This window comes from Geobacter sulfurreducens PCA (genome assembly GCF_000007985.2).
Classification (GTDB): Bacteria; Desulfobacterota; Desulfuromonadia; order Geobacterales; family Geobacteraceae; genus Geobacter; species Geobacter sulfurreducens.
The window spans coordinates 1,649,076-1,668,919 of the sequence record NC_002939.5 but is presented as its reverse complement, the minus strand read 5'-3'; the positions used below and the strand labels follow the sequence as shown (position 1 = coordinate 1,668,919).

Annotated in this window: 18 protein-coding genes and 1 tRNA gene; all 19 read right to left on the bottom strand. The window is 52.3% G+C overall.

Features of this window, described 5'->3' with window-relative positions; all coding sequences use genetic code 11:
* Positions 1-84: 84 nt before the first annotated feature.
* On the bottom strand, positions 85-2,490 hold the full coding sequence (gene pheT, locus GS_RS07575) for a phenylalanine--tRNA ligase subunit beta (protein WP_010942167.1): 2,406 nt from the start codon (positions 2,488-2,490) through the stop codon (positions 85-87).
* A 67-nt stretch (positions 2,491-2,557) separates the two neighbouring features.
* Complete coding sequence (pheS, locus tag GS_RS07570) at positions 2,558-3,577, bottom strand: phenylalanine--tRNA ligase subunit alpha (protein WP_010942166.1); 1,020 nt, start codon at positions 3,575-3,577, stop codon at positions 2,558-2,560.
* Positions 3,578-3,651: 74 nt separating this feature from the next.
* Complete coding sequence (rplT, locus tag GS_RS07565) at positions 3,652-4,005, bottom strand: 50S ribosomal protein L20 (RefSeq protein WP_010942165.1); 354 nt, start codon at positions 4,003-4,005, stop codon at positions 3,652-3,654.
* A gap of 89 nt (positions 4,006-4,094) precedes the next feature.
* Positions 4,095-4,292, bottom strand: coding sequence for a 50S ribosomal protein L35 (gene rpmI / locus GS_RS07560; protein WP_010942164.1), 198 nt, complete (start codon positions 4,290-4,292; stop codon positions 4,095-4,097).
* A 37-nt stretch (positions 4,293-4,329) separates the two neighbouring features.
* Positions 4,330-4,848 (bottom strand): translation initiation factor IF-3, encoded by a 519-nt coding sequence (infC, locus tag GS_RS07555; protein ID WP_010942163.1) that lies wholly within the window; start codon positions 4,846-4,848, stop codon positions 4,330-4,332.
* Positions 4,849-4,859: 11 nt separating this feature from the next.
* Positions 4,860-6,770 (bottom strand): threonine--tRNA ligase, encoded by a 1,911-nt coding sequence (gene thrS / locus GS_RS07550; RefSeq protein WP_193360261.1) that lies wholly within the window; start codon positions 6,768-6,770, stop codon positions 4,860-4,862.
* A 76-nt stretch (positions 6,771-6,846) separates the two neighbouring features.
* Positions 6,847-6,921, bottom strand: a tRNA-Val gene (locus GS_RS07545).
* A 53-nt stretch (positions 6,922-6,974) separates the two neighbouring features.
* On the bottom strand, positions 6,975-8,066 hold the full coding sequence (locus tag GS_RS07540) for a glycosyltransferase family 9 protein (protein WP_010942161.1): 1,092 nt from the start codon (positions 8,064-8,066) through the stop codon (positions 6,975-6,977).
* On the bottom strand, positions 8,063-8,989 hold the full coding sequence (locus tag GS_RS07535) for a class I SAM-dependent methyltransferase (RefSeq protein WP_010942160.1): 927 nt from the start codon (positions 8,987-8,989) through the stop codon (positions 8,063-8,065). Before GS_RS07535 ends, GS_RS07540 begins: the two co-directional genes overlap by 4 nt.
* On the bottom strand, positions 8,986-10,350 hold the full coding sequence (locus tag GS_RS07530; RefSeq protein WP_010942159.1) for a protoporphyrinogen/coproporphyrinogen oxidase: 1,365 nt from the start codon (positions 10,348-10,350) through the stop codon (positions 8,986-8,988). The genes GS_RS07535 and GS_RS07530 overlap by 4 nt, the downstream gene beginning before the upstream one ends.
* A gap of 72 nt (positions 10,351-10,422) precedes the next feature.
* The gene (locus GS_RS07525) at positions 10,423-11,544 is read right to left on the bottom strand and encodes a glycosyltransferase family 4 protein (RefSeq protein WP_010942158.1); all 1,122 of its coding nucleotides are present in this window, start codon (positions 11,542-11,544) and stop codon (positions 10,423-10,425) included.
* Between the two features lie 128 nt (positions 11,545-11,672).
* Positions 11,673-12,467 carry a glycosyltransferase family 2 protein gene (locus tag GS_RS07520; RefSeq protein ID WP_010942157.1) on the bottom strand — a complete coding sequence of 265 codons (795 nt, stop codon included), beginning with the start codon at positions 12,465-12,467 and terminating at the stop codon, positions 11,673-11,675.
* Between the two features lies 1 nt (position 12,468).
* Complete coding sequence (locus GS_RS07515; protein WP_235045001.1) at positions 12,469-13,422, bottom strand: glycosyltransferase family 2 protein; 954 nt, start codon at positions 13,420-13,422, stop codon at positions 12,469-12,471.
* A 117-nt stretch (positions 13,423-13,539) separates the two neighbouring features.
* Positions 13,540-14,553: a glycosyltransferase family 2 protein gene (locus GS_RS07510; protein ID WP_010942155.1), complete on the bottom strand. Its 1,014-nt coding sequence runs from the start codon at positions 14,551-14,553 to the stop codon at positions 13,540-13,542.
* A complete protein-coding gene (locus GS_RS07505; protein ID WP_010942154.1) occupies positions 14,543-15,661 on the bottom strand; it encodes a glycosyltransferase WbsX family protein in 1,119 nt (372 codons plus the stop codon). Before GS_RS07505 ends, GS_RS07510 begins: the two co-directional genes overlap by 11 nt.
* Positions 15,662-15,727: 66 nt before the next feature.
* Positions 15,728-16,678, bottom strand: a complete 951-nt coding sequence (locus GS_RS07500) for a glycosyltransferase family 9 protein (protein ID WP_235045000.1) — start codon at positions 16,676-16,678, stop codon at positions 15,728-15,730.
* A gap of 83 nt (positions 16,679-16,761) precedes the next feature.
* Positions 16,762-17,721, bottom strand: coding sequence for an FkbM family methyltransferase (locus GS_RS07495; RefSeq protein WP_010942152.1), 960 nt, complete (start codon positions 17,719-17,721; stop codon positions 16,762-16,764).
* Positions 17,718-18,986, bottom strand: a complete 1,269-nt coding sequence (locus tag GS_RS07490; protein WP_010942151.1) for an ABC transporter ATP-binding protein — start codon at positions 18,984-18,986, stop codon at positions 17,718-17,720. The genes GS_RS07495 and GS_RS07490 overlap by 4 nt, the downstream gene beginning before the upstream one ends.
* Before the next feature lie 6 nt (positions 18,987-18,992).
* Positions 18,993-19,844: an ABC transporter permease gene (locus GS_RS07485; RefSeq protein ID WP_010942150.1), complete on the bottom strand. Its 852-nt coding sequence runs from the start codon at positions 19,842-19,844 to the stop codon at positions 18,993-18,995.

Here is a 19,844-nt window from a genome sequence, read left to right as displayed (position 1 = left end):
AAAATTATTGCATAATCTAGCCACTATCCGGCCAACTGAAGCTCTGGTTTTATATCACAGCGATTCGGCAGAATCAACCAGTTTTTAACGAATCGTCGCTCCGAGCTTCGCGACAAGGCTGTCAACGACCTTCTGGTGCAGCGGTGAAACCTCGTCATCGCTCAGGGTTTTCTCTGTGGAACGATAGCGAACCCGCACCGCGATGCTCTTCTTCCCTTCGGGAACGTGGACACCTTTGTAGAGGTCAAACACTGCAGCACTTTCGATTTCCCGGATACGCAGCCCGTCGATGCACCGGACAATGTCCGCAGCCGGCGTCTCATCGGCCACAAGTATGGCAATATCCCTGAACGTGTCCGGGAAGCGTGACGGCGGGACAACGGCCGAGGCGGCGCGCGCTGCGGACAGGAGCCGCTCGAAATTAAGCTCGAAGTAGAATACCGGCTGATCGATCCCGAAGTTGTCCTGCACATCGGGATGGAGTTCGCCGAGAGAGCCCAGGATCAAATCGCCGCACTTGACCGTGCACGATTTGCCGGGATGGTAAAAGACATCGGTGTCGTCAGACGAATAGCTCGCGCCGCTGACCGAAAATGCGTCGAGAACCGCCTCCACAACGCCCTTCACATCATAGAAATCAAGAGGATGCTTTTCCTGGTTCCACCCTTCAGGGTAGCGTCTGCCGGTCATGAGCCCGGCAAGGACCAGTGGCTCATTGGGGAGCTGCTCCCCTTCCACCCGCAGATACACGCGCCGCAGCTCAAAGAGACGCAGGTCGAGACTGCGGTAATTCAGGTTGCGGGAAGCGGCCTCCAAGAGCCCGGGAAGCAGCGTCGTCCGCATGACCGCCTGCTCGTCCACCAGTGGATTCCTGAGCGCCACCACGCTACGCCGGCCATCCTCAGGGCCGAGCATCATGCGGTCAAGGGCGCCCGGCGCCATGAAGCTGAAGGTTATGACTTCATTGAACCCCTGCCCCACCATCAGATCGCGACACCGCCTCTCCATGCGCTGGTGCTTTGTGGGGCGATCGGAAAAGACACGGGCTCGCGGCATGGTCGTTTCAATCCGGTCATAGCCGTTTAGCCGCGCAACCTCCTCCACCAGGTCGATCTCGCGCTCCAGGTCCACCCTGAATGTCGGGACCGTCACATCGATTATGCCGGGCTCAACCGTGACTGTGGTAAATTCCAGGTGATGAAACAGTGCCTTCATTTCGTTGGCGGAGAGCTCGACCCCGAGAAGGGCATTACAGCGGTCCACCCTGAACCGGATCGTCCGATGGGAAACAGGCGTGGGATAAACGTCGATAATCCCCGCGGCAACAGTCCCGCCGGCCAGTTCGGCCAGAAGCGCGGCAGCCCGGTCCAAGGCCCTGGTCACAATGGCCACGTCGGCCCCCCGCTCAAAACGATGGGACGACTCGGTGTGGAGCCCCAGGCGCTTGGCGGTACGACGGATGGCGGAGGGATTGAAGTAAGCGCTCTCCAGCAGGATATTCGTCGTAGTATCACGGATTTCCGAATTCTCTCCCCCCATGATACCAGCGAGGGCAACACTCCTCGCTCCGTCACGGATAGTAAGGTCGCCGGCGGTGAGGGTGCGCTGCTGACCATCAAGGGTGGTAAACACCTCACCGTCCGTTGCCCGACGGACAACGATCGTGCTGTTCTCAAGCAGGTCGGCATCAAAGGCGTGCAAAGGATGCCCATACTCCATCAGGACGTAGTTGGTCACGTCGACCACGTTGTTGATGGAGCGCATTCCGACCGCCTCAAGGCGCCGAACCAGCCATGCCGGCGAGGGACCGATGGAGCATCCGCTGATAAAGCGGGCAGTATAGCGCGGGCAGAGTTCGGGATCCTCCACAATGACCGTTGCCTTCTGCGTCACCGGCTCACCGGACTCGACAACCGCGTGTCCCGGATAGGTAATCCGCTTCCCGAGCTTTGCCGCAATCTCCCGTGCCACCCCGATAACACTGAGACAATCGGCACGGTTGGGAGTGAGCCCGATCTCGAAGATCGTGTCCTTGAGGCCAAGGGCGTCGAACAGGGGAACTCCGAGCGGCAGGTCGGACGGAAGGATCATGATCCCTTCCGATTCAGCGGAAAGCCCCAGTTCGCGCTCGGAGCAGAGCATGCCGCACGACTCCTCGCCGCGTATCTTGGAGCGCTTGATCTTGAAGTCACCAGGCAGCACGGCCCCGATCTGGGCCAGGGCGACCTTGTCGCCGGCAGTGAAGTTCTGGGCTCCACAGACGATATCCAGGATCTCCCGGCCGTTGTTGACCTTGCAGAGCGAAAGCTTGTCCGCATTGGGATGCTTCCGGCGCTCCTCCACCACGGCGACCACTACCTGGTCGAGGCCGCCACCGACCTCGCGTACCCCCTCCACTTCGAGGCCGAGCATGGTAAGCAGGTCGCCAAGCTCCTGAGTAGAGAGATCACATTCGACAAATTCCTTGAGCCAGTTGTACGTAACGATCATATTCTCACTCTATCCGAGATGCAGTAGTTAAAGTTTCACCAGAAGAATACGAGCCCAACTATTCAGATTATCTAAATTGCTGCAGGAACCGCACATCATTATCGAAGAACAGGCGCAGATCCCCGATGCCGTACTTGAGCATGGCGACCCGCTCGATCCCCATGCCGAACGCAAAGCCGGAGATCGACTCGGGATCATAGCCAACATGACGATAGACTTCCGGATCGATCATGCCGGCACCCAGAATTTCGAGCCAGCCGCTCTGCTTGCAGACCCGGCACCCCTGCCCTTTACACATGACGCAGGCAATGTCCACCTCGGCGCTCGGCTCGGTGAAGGGGAAGAATGAGGGACGTAACCGAACCCCTGTTCCGGCGCCGAAGAACTGGTTCACAAAGTTGGTCAGTATCCCCTTCAGATCGCCGAAGGTAACACCCTTGTCCACCATGAAACCTTCGATCTGATGGAACATGGGAGAGTGGGTGGCATCGGAGTCGCACCGGTAAACCGTGCCCGGCGAGATGATCCTGACCGGAGGTGCGTGCTTGAGCATGGTCCGGACCTGGACCGGAGAGGTGTGGGTGCGCAGCAGGATGTCGTCATCAACGAAAAAGGTATCCTGCATGTCCCGGGCCGGGTGATCCTTGGGAAAATTGAGAGCCTCGAAGTTGTAAAAGTCCAGCTCCACCTCGGGGCCTTCGGCCACCTGAAAGCCGAGGCCGGCGAAGATGTCCGAAATTTCCTCGATGACGAGCGAGATGGGGTGCTTGGTTCCCAAAGGCGACGTACGACCGGGGAGCGTCACGTCGAGGCGTTCCCGCTCAAGGCGCTCCTTTTTAGCCGCAGCCCTGACCCGTTGCAGGGTTTCCTCCAGCGTGGTCTCGAGCCGGTCCTTGACCGTGTTGACCATTTGGCCCATGCGGGGACGCTCTTCGGGCGAGAGCGAACCAAGCCCCTTCATGACCGCCGTCAGTTCACCCTTTTTCCCCAGGTACCTGACGCGCAACTCCTGCAGGGCGTCCTCGGAGGCTGCGCCGGCAATCTCCGCAAGGGCCGATTGCATCAGTTGATCAAGCGTTTCTTTCATGTCCGGTATCCCTTTACAAAAAAAGAAATGGAACGCAGAGCATCCCATTTCTTTTTGTATTCCTCAGGATTTCACTAAAACTGGGCTTTGGCGAGGGTTGCGATTTCCGAGAACCCCTTGGGGTCCGACACGGCCAGATCAGCCAGGACCTTGCGGTCAATCTCAACCTGGGCCTGTTTGAGGCCATGAATGAGCTTGCTGTACGAAAGACCGTTGAGCCTGGAAGCCGCATTGATCCGCGTAATCCAGAGAGCCCGGAAGTCACGCTTCTTGACCTTGCGGTCGCGGAACGCGTAATTGAGCGCCCGGTCGACGGCCTCCGTCGCACTCCGGAACAATTTGCTCCGTGCGCCCCTGAAGCCCTTGGCTAGCTTGAGTACTTTGTTTCTTCTGCGTCTCGCTTTGAAACCTCTTTTTACCCGTGGCATCTACTACTCCTTCTTCTGTGGTATTTTGCCGGATCCGCAAGGGGAGACAGTTCCTCACGGTTCACGGCGTCATGACGGAGCGGGCTCCGTTACATGTAAGGGATAAGCTTGGCGATATTCTTGTGATCAACTGCCGCCACAACAGCGCTGGAACGAAGCTGACGCTTACGCTTTCTGGTCTTGGAGGTGAGGATGTGACTCGTGAAGGCGTGGCTCCGCTTGATCTTGCCGGTACCGGTCTTCTTGAAGCGCTTTGCGGCACCGCGATTGGTCTTGATCTTGGGCATTGCTCTATTCTCCTTTGCTGCGTTCTCGGTAGCTTCTCTATTTTTTGACTTTGGGCGCAACGATCATGAACATGCTACGCCCTTCCATCTTCGGTTTGAATTCGACAACTGCGATATCTTCCAATTCGGCGGCAACACGGTCGAGGGCCCGGGAACCGAATTCCAGGTGCGTTATCTCACGCCCCCGGAACACAAGGGTTACCTTCGCCTTGTTTCCCTCCTCGATAAAGCGCCTCACATGCTTGATCTTGGTCATCAGGTCATGCTCATCGGTCTTGGGCCTGAGCTTTACTTCCTTGACCTGCACGTGGGACTGCTTTTTCCGTGCTTCCTGAAGTTTTTTGCTTTGCTGGTACTTGAACTTGCCGTAATCCATGATCCGGCAAACCGGCGGCACCGCTGTGGGTGAAACCTCCACCAGGTCGAGTTGCCGTGCTTCAGCCAGCGCAAGAGCCTCCTGGAGAGACATGATCCCCAGCTGTTCGCTGTCTGCGCCGACAACGCGCACCTCGCGCGCCCGTATGGCCTGATTGATATTTACCGTAGGCTTCGCTATGGCACCACCTCCTAATTGAAGCGTTTCACTTCGTCGTTTACAAACGCAACAAACTCCTCCGGCTTCATGGCCGCGAGGTTTGACCCGTCGCGGAACCGGGGAGTTACCGTACCTGATTCGACTTCCTTGTCACCGATGACGAGCATGTAGGGGATTTTCTGCAGCTGCGCCTCGCGGATCTTGAACCCGAGCTTTTCGTTGCGAAAATCCTTCTGAACTCTCACCCCGTTTGTCCGAAGCGTCTCGAACACCTGCGCCGCGTAGGGCTGCTGGTTGTCGGTAACGGTCAGCACAATGGCCTGAACCGGCGAGAGCCACAGCGGGAAATTGCCGGCGAAGTGCTCAATAAGGACACCGATGAACCGCTCGATGGACCCGAGAATGACCCGATGGACCATGACCGGCCGCTTGCGCTCGCCATCCGCATCCACATAGGTCAGGTCAAACCGTTCAGGGAGCGTAAAATCGCACTGGATTGTAGCACACTGCCACTTTCTGTCAAGGGAATCGCGCAGCTTGATGTCGATCTTCGGCCCGTAAAATGCGCCGTCTCCCTCGTTGATCTCGTAGGGCCTGCCCGAATCCTTGAGGGCACCCAGCAGGGCACCGGTGGCGCGCTCCCAGTCCTCGTCGGAGCCGATGGACTTCTCGGGCCGGGTAGAAAGCTCCATCTCGTAGTCGAATCCGAATATGCCCATGACGTCGTTCACAAAGGAGATGACTCCCTTGATCTCGGCGTCAAGCTGCTCGGGGGTACAGAGAATATGGGCATCGTCCTGGGTGAAGCAGCGGACCCGCAGGAGGCCGTGCAGCACGCCAGCGCGCTCATGGCGATGCACCGTGCCGAGCTCGAAGAAACGGAGCGGCAGGTCCCGGTAGCTGCGCAACTGGGACTTGTAAATCATCATGTGGGAAAGACAGTTCATCGGCTTGATGCCGAACCCCTGCCCCTCAACCTCGGTGAAATACATGTTCTCGCGGTAATTGTCGTAGTGGCCGGAACGCTGCCAGAGTTCGGTCTTCAGGATCTGGGGACCGACCACGATGTCATAGCCGCGTTTGAGATGCTCCCGACGCTCGAAATCCTCCAGCAGGGTACGAAGCATGGCACCCTTCGGATGCCAGATGACGAAACCGGCCCCCACATCGTCAGAGAAGGAAAAGAGGTCGAGCTCCCGGCCCAGCTTGCGATGGTCGCGGCGCTTGGCCTCCTCGATCTTCTCCAGATAGGCGTCGAGCTCCTTCTTGTCCGCAAAGGCGGTTCCGTAGACCCGCTGGAGCATCTTGTTCTTCTCGTCCCCGCGCCAGTAGGCGCCGGCCAGAGAGGTCAGCTTGAACGCCCGGCAAAAGGAAGTCGAAGGGAGGTGAGGACCGCGGCACAGGTCAACGAAATCGCCCTGGCGATAGAGCGAAACGCTCTCCTCGGGGAGTGCCTCGATGATCTCGACCTTGTATTCTTCACCCATGTCACGAAAAAGCTTCACTGCCTCGTCACGGGAAAGCACCTGGCGCTCGACAGGAATGTCGGCCTTGGCTAGCTCTCGCATCCGCTCCTCGATGCGGGCAAGATCTTCGGGACTGAATGGGGTTTCTACGTCGAAATCGTAATAGAAGCCCGTTTCAACGGCAGGGCCGATGGTAACCTTGGCGGTCGGGAAAAGCTGCTTGACGGCCTGGGCCATGAGGTGGGAGGTGGAGTGCCTGATGATGTCAAGGCCATCCGCAGACTTATCGGTAATGATCTCGACCCTGGCGCCGTCGGTCAGGGGGGCGGTAACATCGACCTGAACCCCGTCGATCTTTCCGGCTATGGCAGCCTTGGCAAGCCCTGCCCCGATGGAGGCGGCAAGATCGCGCACCGTGGCGCCCTCGGCAAGAATTCTTTCTGAACCATCCGGCAGCGTTACCCTGATGTCTCCCATCACTGGCCCCTTAACAGAAAGAGGCATCGAACCTTCGATGCCCCTTCCACAGCGTTCGCCGCGAGCATTTTTTGAATGGTAGGCGCGGGCGGTCTCGAACCGCCGACCTCTACCGTGTCAAGGTAGCGCTCTCCCCCTGAGCTACGCGCCTCCAACCAAAACGAGCTTCATCATTTACCACTCAGCTCAAACGGTGTCAAGGCTTTATTTAGGATGAGATATTATTTTTTCAAGCACAGCAAGAACAGCGCCTTTAACCTCATCCACAGTGATATCCGCCATGCAGCGCGCATTTCCAGGACATTTCGGCGTGTATCCGAAGGTGGTGCAGGGGGAACAGGGCAACTCCTTGTTGATCACCGTATGGTAACCGTTGCGAGGCGCCCACTTCTTCGCCCGGCCGGGGCCAAAAAGTGAGACTGTGGGTATGCCGAGACCGACGGCAATGTGAAGGATACCCGAATCGCCGCTGACGAGAAGAGCCGACCGACCGATCACCGCTGCGGTAGCGGCAAGCCCCGTCCTTCCGCACAGAGACAGACCGCCGGCCGCCTCCACAGTACGGCCGGCGGCACGCTCGGACTCACCTCCGACCACAACGACGCCGATGCCTCGTTGTACCAGCAGCGCAGCAAGACTCGCGAAGCGTTCCGCCCCCCAACGCCGCTCCGCAATACTTGCCCCGGGAAACAGTGCGACGAATCGCCGCCCCTTCAGTCCCCCGAGCAGTTGATCGACCAGTTCGGCATCCCTGGCAGGAACAGCCAGAAACGAGCATTCCGCCTCCCCTTCCCCTCTGATGCCGAGCGGTGTTAACAGTCGCATGAAGCTGTCGGCCTCGTAGTCATCCTGCTCGTAGGGTATGGGATGGGTGAAGAGACGACGGCGCTCATTGGTCGCAAAGCCGATTTTGATCCCCGCCCGAACAATTCGGGCCACTACCGCCGAAAGCCGGTGCCACTGTTCCGTATCGATGACAACATCATAGCTTGAACGCAACACGGGAAAAAACTCAGCGGGAACGTCGTAGCGGCTAACCGAACGGAGGCCGGGACAGAGAGCAAAAGCGCCGGCATTACGCCGTTCGGCCAGAATATCAATGGAGACACCGGGGTAGCTCCTTTGCAGTGCGTGCAGCGCGGGAGCAAGGAGGGCAGCGTCGCCGATGCCACCGGGGCGGATGACGAGGATGGACTTGGGGAGGTGTGGCTGCAGAACAAGCGATGGCGGGGGAATGATGGCTGCTGCAGTGCGTCCCACCACACTATCTATCAGTTTGAGCAACCGGGGATTCATTTATGACGGCAAGCCCGCGCTATGAGGGTTATATTATCGCTGAACCCGCTAAGATAACCTGCAGCGACGAGAGGAGCAAACGGCAAAAGTGCCCAAATATTAAGTCGAGCATAAAATCTCTCTCTCAATTCTGATGAACCGGGAAGAACCCTGAAGAAACTTTCTGGATACCAAAGCGGCGAAGGGGTCTGATACACATTCTCAACCTTGAAGCCCGCCCTTTCGACAAGCCCTTGCAAAGAGCGTGGATTGAAAAACAAGCAATGCCACGGCAAAATCCACGACCAGCGCGTATCGAAAAGAAATCTTCCCAGGCAGTCGATATTAGGTACAACAACTACTAACAGCCCGTCATGCCTGGTGTGGGAATGAATATGTCTGAGCGCCTCAAGCGGATTCTCCAGATGCTCCAATACGTGTCTAATGGTAACGACATCAAAGCTCTCTTCGCTGCCTAGTTCCTCAACAAAACTATCGAGCACTCTGATCCCATGTCGTTCCCGGGCAATCCTGCGCCGGCTTGCGGAAGGCTCCAACCCCGTCACGTCGGCACCCAGGTCACGCCATATCGCAGAGATCCAGCCCGTGCCACACCCCACGTCAAGGAGAGAAAAATTATGGCGGCCAAGTAAAGCACGCGCTACGGCAATCTCCTTCTTGACTATGAGCTGCTCGTGAAGCCTCTTCAATACCGAACTGTTGAACATGTCGGCATCATCCACCGACTCCATCGGCCGTTTAGTGAGCTCCGAAAGCATAAGCGGATACATAAACATCAGATCACAAAATGGGCACTTATAGATGAAGCTTTCACCGCTTTCGTAGTCGACACGGTAGTTGAAGCTATTTACCTCATTGTGACAGGACGGGCAGGTGGCGATATCCCCTATCCCTCCACGCACCCGTCTCATCTCGATACTCATCTATCCCCTCCCTTACCGGTCACGGTCGGCTCGTCCGCACCGTTCAGGATGCGGTCCGCCACCTCTACACCCTGCATGAATGAATGGTCCATATTGCCCACCTCGTACTTCCATGCTCCGAAGCGTCCTCGCGAATACACGCCCTGTGATTCGAGGAACGGATTGATCACGGCAAGCGCTTCATCCCTGCCCACGGTAGGCACGGGATAGGAATACGGGATATCTATCACGTATCGGCTGATGATCCGCTCTCGTTCGCTTTCGGTGAGCATGCCGGCGTTTATCAGTCCCTGGATGGTTGTTTCAACGATCTCCGCGCGGTTAACCGGTTTGTGCGGAGAGGACGTAGTCTCGCACATGAGCGAGAAAAAGCGGCTGGTATCGCCATTCGGGACGTTCCATGGCGAATAGTTGTGAAAGTTGGTTACCCGGTAGAAGGGGCAATTGTCCTCGGGGAAATACATCCAGCACTTGCTGTCCCGCCTTTCCCCCTCGACACCGATGCCGACGATGAGGCCGCTGTTGTGGACCAGGCGACTGGCAGCCTCGCGCACTGACTCGGGAACGTCCCTGCAGAGGCCAATGAAGATATCGAGGGGGATGGTGGTAATGAGGGAGTCGTACCGTTCGCGCCGACCGTTGGAAAAGCCGAGTTCGCGGGCAGCAAGGTTAACCTCCGTCAATTCATGGGAGAACGAGATGCGATCCTGGAAACGAGTGGCGATGCTGCTGAAAATCGCTCCAGTACCACCCTTGTGAGGGAATTTGAAAGTATTGTTCGGCCCCCAGTTCACGTCATCAGTCTTCTCAGCTATGTTCTTCTCAATGCGGGCCAGATCGATGACGCTCACCCGCTCGCCGATCCACTCGCGGGACATCTCATGCAGCGGCACTCCCCAGACTTTACGGTTGTACGGCTCCATGAAATGCTTGACGATGCCGGCCCCGAAGACACGGTCCATCCATTCACGGAAGTTGGCTGCAAGGCTTGGAGATCCGGCCAGCCCCTTAAGGCCAGCCAGACACTCTTCAAGGGCATCCGGCGGGAGGTGACGGATATTGTTCTGGAACGGGTACGGAACCCATGTTTCGCGGATGCGGACCCAGCACTCCCGCTGGTGCTCATACCAAGCGCCGTCAAGGGCCTCCTCTACCACACGGTCAAAATAATCGTAGTGAGAAAAGAGGACGTGACCGCCGACGTCCCAGGTGAAGCCATGGTCGTCGACGAAGGAGGCGGAGAGGCCGCCGATCTGCTCGGTGGACTCGAAGAGATGCCAATTCTCCAACCCGAGTCCACGGAGACGATGGGCCGCACCAAGGCCGGTGGGACCGGCACCTATAATGAGGATGCTAGACATTGGCTCTCACTCGATTTTGCTCGCGGTGACAAGGATACGTTTCATGCCCAGCAGATGAGTACATTCCCTATCTCAGTTCTCTTGTGTGGTACTTGTCCGAACTGCCGTATCATAAAAGACCCGAGCATAACTATCAGCAACATAATCAAGGCTGAATATTTCCCGGTCGAATATTGATGGATAATTATCATTAAGTCCACGTAAAATAGCTTCAGCAAATTGATCGACTTCTGCCCCTCTGCCTTGCCGTTGAACAACATATGGCGTCCCCACGTATTCTGAAATGGCTCCGACATCTGATGCAACAACCGGAACGCCAGTTGCCAATGCCTCTAGAATAGTAAGTGGGGCTCCCTCGTACGATGAAGTTAGTACTAACATGTCCGTTGAATTTAATACGATATGTATATCGTCTCGCGGCGCAACAAAACTAACTCGATTGGAAATTCCCAAGCTATCTGCAAGTTTTTTGGATTTATCAAGAAGATCGCCGTCTCCAGCCATATAGAAATAAACCTCCCCGAGCTTCCCCAATAGATGCTTAGCTACATCAAGAAACACATCGGGCCTTTTTTGTCGAGAAAAGCGGCCAATGTAGCCGATCAAAGGGAAATTAGCTGGAACTCCGAGCTCGTTTCTGAAAATTCCTTTAAGCGAAGAATCCTTCTTGAAACGAGTTGTATCGACCCCATTCCGAATAATGATGAATTTGCCAGGATCAACTGAATAAGATCGCTTTATGTAAGACAAGAGGTGTTCGGATATAACAATGCTCTTGTCTATAAAAGGGTGTACATATCTATTTGCACTGATATCAGGGTATCCCCCACGGAAACAATACGGTTCGAGCACATGGAGAGAGTCGACGACTTTAAGATTGCTACGATCTTTCTTGAGCTTGGCAATATGCTCATAAACCCAAAGAGAGTGAGTATTAAAAACCAAATCTATGGCATTACTATCCAAATACTCTAAAAATCGTCGATATCTGTCTTGGAGAGGGTATCGAAACAACTTGAAAGGTTCACCAAAGCTATCCCTGAAGTGGTTTTCCAGCTTTGAAGTAAGCCTTCCATCACTTGCTGTTTCGCAGACATAGATATTATTCTTCCCGGCAAGTCTCGCCAGAATATCATAATTCAATCTGGTAACACCGCTAACATCCAGAAAGCATGTTGCGTAAAGAATATTCATTTTCTTGAATAGACAAACATCAAACAATTATTTATTGATTTAATAATTGCCAATTTGATGCATTCCGGCAGATGGTAAAAGGTAGTGCGTGAGATATACGTAATAAATCTTACAGCAGATGTCATCATTTATTTATTCCAATATCTGGCATTGAACATTAGCTTTTTAATATGCTCAATAAGTTTATACCTGACAGTTCCTCTACGACGATGATATTTCTCAAAGTCAATATCATCTATTTTGCCGTATAGTCTACGGTGGTTATTATAAAGCTGTTGGTGCATTGCTATCTTATTATCTAATGTCATGGAACGTATCATTGAATTGTGCTTTACCCTATAAAAAAACATCACCTCTTCTATCATATAAGGCGTCTTACCCAGTTCAAGCAACGATAACCAGAAGTCCCAATCCTCCCAGCCATATACCATATTACTATTGTAGCCGCCTACAGCGGCCCAGTCGGACTTCCTGAAAAGTGCACTGCAGAACACTCGACTGTCCCACAGCATATCCTCCAAGGAAGCGTTGTTCAGATAAAATTTTCCGCGCGCACCGTCAAACAACTCAGCCAGACAATAGACGAACCCGACTTCAGGATGTGAGCCAAGAATCGCTCCTGCTCTTTCGAGGTAGGCAGGACCAATGCGATCATCAGCATCGAGCGGCAGAATAAATTCAGCGCATGCTGCAGTTATGCCGTTGTTCCGCGCCGCAGCAAGACCTTGATTTGAGGTTCGGACCAACTTTACGCCAGAGTGATCGAGTCTGTCCAGCACTGTCACCGTTGCCTGGTCGGTGGAACCGTCATCCACCACGATAATCTCGTAGTCGTCACACGACTGATTCAATACCGACGCTATCGCCTCGTTTACGTATTCCCCCTGGTTGAAGCAGGGTATGACGACGCTGAACCTTGGCAAGCTAGTGTATCACCTTGATGCCATCTATAGTATTGACGCTGAAGCGTTCGATAAGCCATTTTTCCAAGGGTCTGCACAGAAACTGCAATACCAGATGAACGAAACTGCCACCATCGAACATATTACTTGCCAGGGCTTTAGAAAAAAAATCTCGTGCCTCGACATGTTCATCGGCAAGGACACACAACGATCCGATCCGGCTATAGTGAGCCGACAACACACGAGGATAGTTCTTGATCTCATCATAATGCTTGGCTAGAACCATTTTTCTTCCGTCGATTTTTTTCCGGAGGTTCGTAGAGATTTGATCCCCATGTACTCTATACAGCGCCAACGACTCCTTGACAGGGTAGAACCCACACACCTTAGACAGTCGGATCCAGAGGTCCCAATCCTGGCAGGAAGGCAATTCCCTGTCGAAACCTCCGACCATATCGAAATAGTGCTTTCTTATCAGAGGAGTCGGCGACCCGAAGGGGCATCCTGACAAGACAGCGATGCTCAGATCATAATCATTATGAAACTTGTTCTGGCGAGGCACTATCTCTTCTTTGCACAGAAAATCAAAACCGCAGTAAACTACTCCAATATCAACGCCGTGTTTCGAAAAAGCATCAACCTGCATCTCAAGCTTTTTCGGCAACCACAAATCGTCATCATCCAGGAACGTGATATAATCACCGTGGGCACTTTGTGCTCCACGATTGCGAGCAACAGCCCCACCAAGCGATTGGTCATTCCTCAGACACAGCACTCTATCGCTAAATCTGTCTTTCAGAAGCGGAGCCAATGGCATATCGGAACCATCGTCAACCACAATTATCTCTATGTTATCGTAGGTTTGATCAATAACGCTCACTAACGTAGCGATAACGAGATCTGGTCTATTCTTGCTCGGAATGACGACAGAAACCAGAGGATTATGGTGGGACATCCCGCTACCGATCAAAGTCATCAGATTCTTCCAGCCAAGAAATCAAGCCAAGCAGGCTGTTCAAATTGAAATAGGGGAAATAGCCTATTTGTGATAAATAATCACTCATAACTCTTAAATTTATTGCAAATCTAAACATTAAGCATAAGTACGTAAGAGATCTTTCAATGCACTTTTCCAACCACAGTAATAATGATAGCCACCAGACCGGTACAAATCATAAATCGGAAATAATCGTTTCCAGCGATCAAGCCTCAATATGCTTTGACGTGAATTCCTAGCACGAAGTCTCTTTTCCTCATACTGAATAAACGTATTGATTCGATCTTCTGAAGAAAACCCGTTGTCCAGCAGAACCATTTTTCGTGAATCCAACCATTGAACGAGAGGTGAAATGTCAGGACTTCCCAAATCGGTTTCCATTCTAAACAATTTCAGAAACGCTAGAGATTCATTACCAAAATAGTGCCTGGTAGTAACAAAATCTACATTGAGACGAGATGGTGCTGTCACGTTCAAGGAGTGGCGTCGATAAAGAGCCAATACTTCCCTAACAATTCCCTTGCAACCGAGTACTCGAGCACAATCATGCAACCATTTGTCATGGGTGACCTCTGGAGCACTCGGCACGGGCAAACAGTGTACTAAAAATGATCTACGTACTGCTGTTGCCATCCCAACAACATAATCCGACTCAATATCAAAGTTAGATTCCATCCTTTGTAATTTAGTTTGTCCTATTGGTGTTAAATCTTCTTTACAATAATCAACATCATGGATAAGCAACTGAATATCAGGTCGAGTGTTGAATTTATTTATAATAAATTCTATTTTGTCACTAAGCCATACGTCGTCCTGATCGCACAAGAAAACGATATCACCAGAGGACATCTCAAGAGCTTTTGAAAAATTCTGTACATATCCAATATTTTTATCATTCGAAACTAGTTTAACATCAAAATGCGCATTTTTAATTTTTTTAGTTATTATATTTATTGTTTCATCATTAGAGCAATCGTCACATATAACTAACTCATCAGGCGCCCTAGTTTGTTTAATAATACTCTCAAGCTGCTCTTCAATATACTTCTCACCATTATACGTTGCTAATGCAACAGATACTTTAGGTCGCATAATAGACTCACATTTCATTGATGCCCGCCTGAAGAGCAGCCAGATACTGTGTACCCCACTTTTCGCAAGGTTCAAGATGGTTACCCTCAGCCCACTCATTCCAAGCGTTTACAAAAAGAAATCTTTCTGGAAGCAAATTCCAATCTGTTATTCTAATTTTCTCACGAACCCATAGTTTAAAGATTTCAGGAGTTGATTTATCGAATATTATCGCTGTAGTATCTCTGCGACGAGCAGAGTTATCCCATCCAGGACATACTCCTGGAAAAATTGGCCATCCTTGCTGAAAATCATATTTAAGGTCATTATCTACCAAATGTGAATATACATATACATCATCAATATTCTTACAGAAGCAGAAGTGCTTTTTTAACGTCTTGTAAATGCGTCTACTTAATCTATTATTATAATTGATCAAATAAGAAAATTGCCTAGCAAGAGGCTGAAATTCGATACCTGCATCAAAAACTTGAAAAGCTCTATTTAAGTCCCTACTTGTCCCGATATTTCTTTCGAATCTGCACAAAAATACGTTGATAGAATTTTTAAGCAATTCATTGCGAAATAGGAGAAGATATTTCTCAATATCTTCTCCTATGTCATCCTTATAGATTGCAAAAACAGGTCTACCATCAATTTTTATGTAGCGGTCATCCTTAAAGTATCTTATCAAATGGCGTGCATGATTAACAAAGTCTTCCTTAGAATACTTTTGTTCCAACAGAACCTTATTATAACTTCCATCCCAATTTCTCGTCCAATTTTCATTTGCCCAGCAAAGCATGAAGGGGAAATCTGGCTCGCCTGATTCTAACATTGCGTCAACAGGACTTTCGAGAATACGGCGACCATTAAACCAGTAATGATAATAGCAAAAACCATAGATGCCGTATTTTGTTGCGAGAGCAGCTTGCGCTTTGCGTGTTTCAGGTAGTCGCAAGTCATAGTAGCCAAGATCTTTCGGCAAATGAGGCTGGTAATGTCCCCGGAAACGCGGTCGCCCCTTAACGACATTAGTCCATTCGGTGAAACCTTCGCCCCACCATAAATTGTTTTCTCGAATGGGATGGAACTGGGGTAATACGATAGCGATAGGTTTGATAATATTGTGGTCGGGAGTAATCATGATTTTCCCTTTCCCCACAGAGATCATTTTCGAGCACGGGGTGATGCTGTGAAAATAGAATGCAATCTATGCATTAGCCCTGCTTTTGTTGTTAGAAGCCACAGCCGATAAGGTGGCAGAGAGAGTAAGCACACGGCTTATCTCCTGGTATACTGTGTTCACTGAAATATCCCGAACGTGACTTTTACTATAAATCACAGAGGCCATGCTGCCATCTGCAAACGCTCCACTGTAAGGTTGGTAACAATTGAAGGCCCTGTATTGACCAAGAAGAATTATTCCATACGTCCCAACGGCATTAGCAATATGCGCAGGACCACTGTCGATCCCGACAAAGAGCTTGGATCCCCGAATCACCTCTGCCGTCTCCAGAAGAGAGAGCTTCCCGCAGAGGTCAATGTAGTGTTCAGACTGACTACGACCAAGATCGGACTGTAAGCCTACCTCAATTACCTTGATGTCGTCCAAGGCGAGGCGGTCTAATAATTTGTTCCACTTCTGTGAGCTCCAGTCCTTGCATAGTTCATTTGAATTACAATGTATTACTAGATACTGCTCGGCAAGGCGCAGAGAAGCGACACAGCCCTTGACTCGCTTTGGAAGGTGCAAAACTGGCTGGTCGTCCAGCGCCGGAAGGCCGGCAGCTTTGCAAAAGCTACCTAATAGCGACCCATAATAAAAGTAGTTGCTCAGGTTAATGGAGCGGTCGCCATCAAAATTGCCGTGAGGGATCCGGCAGGTGGGACAGACACGCCCATCGATATGGAGATCAACAACCCGGTCGAATCGGACTGATCTGCGAAGTCTGGACCAAGAAGTAATACAGTTGATCGTCCTGACCCTGTCCAACGAGGCGTAGGTTTCGACAATCTCCCGGTAGGTCGGTGATACAAACCATATCAGGAAGGAGTTAGGTTCTTGGCTCCTCACATACCTGGCCACTGGTTCGCACGCCACGATATCACCGAGATGTTCAAGCAAGGTTATGACGATCACCCTTCTTCCTTCTCGTCTCATCTTGCAAAGCATCTTCAGACACCAGATTCGCAGGAACAGATATTCCAATCGCTCCGTAACCCTATGAATCAAATGTGACATCATCAGTACCGGGACGGCCTGGCCTTCGCAAACCCCAGTTGCGAAAGCAGCAGCAGAGAAAGATCGCTGTCATCGTGTAAGGCGATCACGTCGTAATGCCAGTCCTTCACTACGTCACTCATACAGTACTCGGCGAGGGTATCGATCTCCTCGCGGCAGTGGCCGAAACTGAAGTGGCTGAAGTGACCAAATTTTGTGAACCACAGGCACCGGGAGTAGCCACAACGCGCGAGGACATCAAAATGATCGGTCCAGTTGTTCCCAGTTTGGCGACAGAGGCTGGGATGCCACTCAAAAATCACCAACGGACGGCAGCGTTTCAGTAAGTCTTCTGCGCCAAGCAACACCCGCCCATCGAAGCCATCGACATCAATTTTAATCAGGTCAATCTCTTCCGTAACTACCGCAGACAGGGTACTTGCGCCACGGGTCCTCTCCCCTTGGGCGCTCGCGGTGCCGGTATGAATCCTGACCAGATCCGAGACCTCAGTCTCCTGGTCGGCCACCACGACATTAATTAGTCTTCCCTCCGTCATGTGCCCCAGATTGTGTTGGAGGTAACGGTAAAACTCCTGGTCTCCTTCAATACATACGAAAGAACCGACAGCTTCGGGGAGGTTGGAATGTAGCAATAGCATGGTGTCCCCAACGGCTGCCCCGACATCGACGATGCAAATCGCAGTACCTCGTGATCGCCAGCATTGATAGGTCAACTCCACCAACGGAGCGTTCAGTTCGGGGTAGCAGCGCATGTAAATTGGATAGGTGTATCCAAAGTTGACGATGGCGGGGCGGTTGTGAATGGTAATATCAACTGGCCCTTCAATGATGTTGCAACTCAAGCGCCACAGCCACTCCCAAATATTCGGAAGCAATCCTCTCCCTGCACGTAAACAGGCTGTTCGGACAAACACCCGGTATATCAGTGAGGTCCACCAATTTGCAGTGACGATGCCAGTCATAAACGAACCTCGTCCCAAGGCATCAGGGGGGTCACAACTCCTAGCCGACCATCCTTCATCAGAGTCGCAAGCGAGCCCATATCATCGATGCAAAACCCAAGCTTGTCTTCAACGCCGTCGAACAGCTTTTCACCGGGGACAAAGGAGGCAACAATCAGCGTGTAATACCCAGGTGGCAGAAAACTTGCCGGAAGAGAAACTGTGTACCGGTACCTCCCCCTGCTGATCTCCTGCAGCTTTCCTGCCTTATCACAGTTGGTTGTGGTGAGAATTGGAATCCCTTGCTCGTTGGTTATTCTGATGGCGATCTGCACTCCCTTTAGCGAAGCGGTGGCATTGACCACAAGGGTAATCGAGAATGGTTCATTAGAGGGCAAAACCTCTGCAATCTTTCTGTCCTTGTTGACGATGCTAATTGATTCGAAAAAGATCCCATCAAAGTCAGGAATTGATGTTGAGCAGCTCCAGGCAGATATCGCGTTCTTCGCCTTGTCCAAGTACATCTGAATCACGGGCTTTGTGAAGTCGGCGAGACGGACCCGCCCCCTTTCGAGCAGAACCGCCCGAGTACACAATCGGTCGATAGCCCCCATATTATGACTTACAAACAGCACCGTCCTACCTTCTTTTGTCGATACATCCTCCATCTTGCCAAGACATTTATTTTGAAACTGTGCATCCCCTACCGCCAGCACCTCATCAACAATTAGGATCTCTGGTTCCAGATGCGCCGCCACGGCGAAAGCCAGCCGTACGTACATCCCCGAAGAATATCTCTTCACCGGCGTATCGAGAAACTTCTCAATCTCCGCAAAAGCAACAATCTCATCAAACTTGCGGGCGATCTCCGCCCGGTTCATACCGAGTATGGCCCCGTTCAGAAAAATATTTTCCCGTCCGGTTAGTTCAGGGTGAAAGCCGGTCCCAACTTCCAGAAGGCTCGCTACCCGTCCCCTGATCCTGACGCGCCCCTCTGTCGGCTCGGTAATACGGCTCAGTATCTTGAGCAGCGTCGACTTCCCAGCCCCGTTGCGGCCGATGATACCAATTCGATCACCCTGCTTCACCTCGAACGAAACATCCTTCAGCGCCCAAAACTCCTCGGCCTGTGCGTCCGCTTGGCTCGTTCCGGGCGAAAACAACCGGCGGTAGAACGCACGCGCCCCATCGGTAAGCACGTCGCGTAGGGCCGTGTAGGGTTCCCTGCCCTGGTGGCTGATGAGGTATTTTTTACCGAGGTTCTCGACCGAAATGACGTTGCTCATAGTTTCTCAGATAATATCGGCGAAGGCACGTTCGGTTTGTCTGAAGTATCGAATGCCAAACACGAGAAGTACGGCAGTGCCGGCGACCGCCAATGCAAGCCCGTCCCAGCTCAGTTTCTGCCCTTCACCAAGAATCGCCCAGCGAAACCCGTCGATCACGCCCACCATGGGATTCAGCGAATAGATCAGTCGCCAGCGCTCCGGCACCACTGAACTGCTGAACCCCACCGGCGAGATATAAAGGCCGAACTGCACGATAAAGGGCACCACGTAGCGGAAATCGCGGTATTTGACATTGAGGGCAGCCAGCCACAAACCGCTCCCTAGAGCACAGAGCAGCGCCAGCAAGGAAAACAGCGGCAGCGTCAGCATACGCCAGTCAGGCCACACGCCATACCAACTCATGAGCAGGAAAAGCAGGACAAGCGAGATGACGAAATCCACGACGCAGACAATGATTGCGCTTGAGGGAACAATCAGTCGGGGGAAGTAGACCTTTGAAAGTAGGTTGCTGTTGACTACCAGCGAATTGCTGCATTCGGCGAGGGCTGTGGCAAAGAATTGCCAGGGGAGCATGGCAGCGAAAACCATGACCGGGTAGGGTGCACCCTGAGAGGGAAGACCGGCAAATGTCCCAAAGACAAGCGTAAAGACAACCATGGTCGCCAGAGGACGCAGTACGCTCCATGCAATGCCGATGGCCGTCTGCTTGTACCGGACGAGAATGTCGCGCCAAGCCAGGAAGTAAAACAGCTCACGATAGCGCCAGACATCGCTCCAGTAGCGGACTTCAGTCCGCCCCGCCTCGATAATGATCTCTTCTTGTGCCTGACTCCCTGTCCCTGGGTTCATCTGCAT

Coding starts and splice junctions, on each gene's coding strand:
- GS_RS07485 (WP_010942150.1), bottom strand. CDS start 19,844: ATGCAGATGAACCCAGGGACAGGGAGTCAGGCACAAGAAGAGATCATT.
- rplT (WP_010942165.1), bottom strand. CDS start 4,005: ATGCCACGGGTAAAAAGAGGTTTCAAAGCGAGACGCAGAAGAAACAAA.
- pheT (WP_010942167.1), bottom strand. CDS start 2,490: ATGATCGTTACGTACAACTGGCTCAAGGAATTTGTCGAATGTGATCTC.
- GS_RS07525 (WP_010942158.1), bottom strand. CDS start 11,544: ATGAATATTCTTTACGCAACATGCTTTCTGGATGTTAGCGGTGTTACC.
- GS_RS07490 (WP_010942151.1), bottom strand. CDS start 18,986: ATGAGCAACGTCATTTCGGTCGAGAACCTCGGTAAAAAATACCTCATC.
- GS_RS07505 (WP_010942154.1), bottom strand. CDS start 15,661: ATGATTACTCCCGACCACAATATTATCAAACCTATCGCTATCGTATTA.
- rpmI (WP_010942164.1), bottom strand. CDS start 4,292: ATGCCCAAGATCAAGACCAATCGCGGTGCCGCAAAGCGCTTCAAGAAG.
- GS_RS07495 (WP_010942152.1), bottom strand. CDS start 17,721: ATGACTGGCATCGTCACTGCAAATTGGTGGACCTCACTGATATACCGG.
- GS_RS07510 (WP_010942155.1), bottom strand. CDS start 14,553: ATGAAATGTGAGTCTATTATGCGACCTAAAGTATCTGTTGCATTAGCA.
- GS_RS07515 (WP_235045001.1), bottom strand. CDS start 13,422: ATGACTTTGATCGGTAGCGGGATGTCCCACCATAATCCTCTGGTTTCT.
- pheS (WP_010942166.1), bottom strand. CDS start 3,577: ATGAAAGAAACGCTTGATCAACTGATGCAATCGGCCCTTGCGGAGATT.
- GS_RS07535 (WP_010942160.1), bottom strand. CDS start 8,989: ATGAGTATCGAGATGAGACGGGTGCGTGGAGGGATAGGGGATATCGCC.
- GS_RS07530 (WP_010942159.1), bottom strand. CDS start 10,350: ATGTCTAGCATCCTCATTATAGGTGCCGGTCCCACCGGCCTTGGTGCG.
- GS_RS07540 (WP_010942161.1), bottom strand. CDS start 8,066: ATGAATCCCCGGTTGCTCAAACTGATAGATAGTGTGGTGGGACGCACT.
- GS_RS07500 (WP_235045000.1), bottom strand. CDS start 16,678: ATGAGACGAGAAGGAAGAAGGGTGATCGTCATAACCTTGCTTGAACAT.
- thrS (WP_193360261.1), bottom strand. CDS start 6,770: ATGGGAGACATCAGGGTAACGCTGCCGGATGGTTCAGAAAGAATTCTT.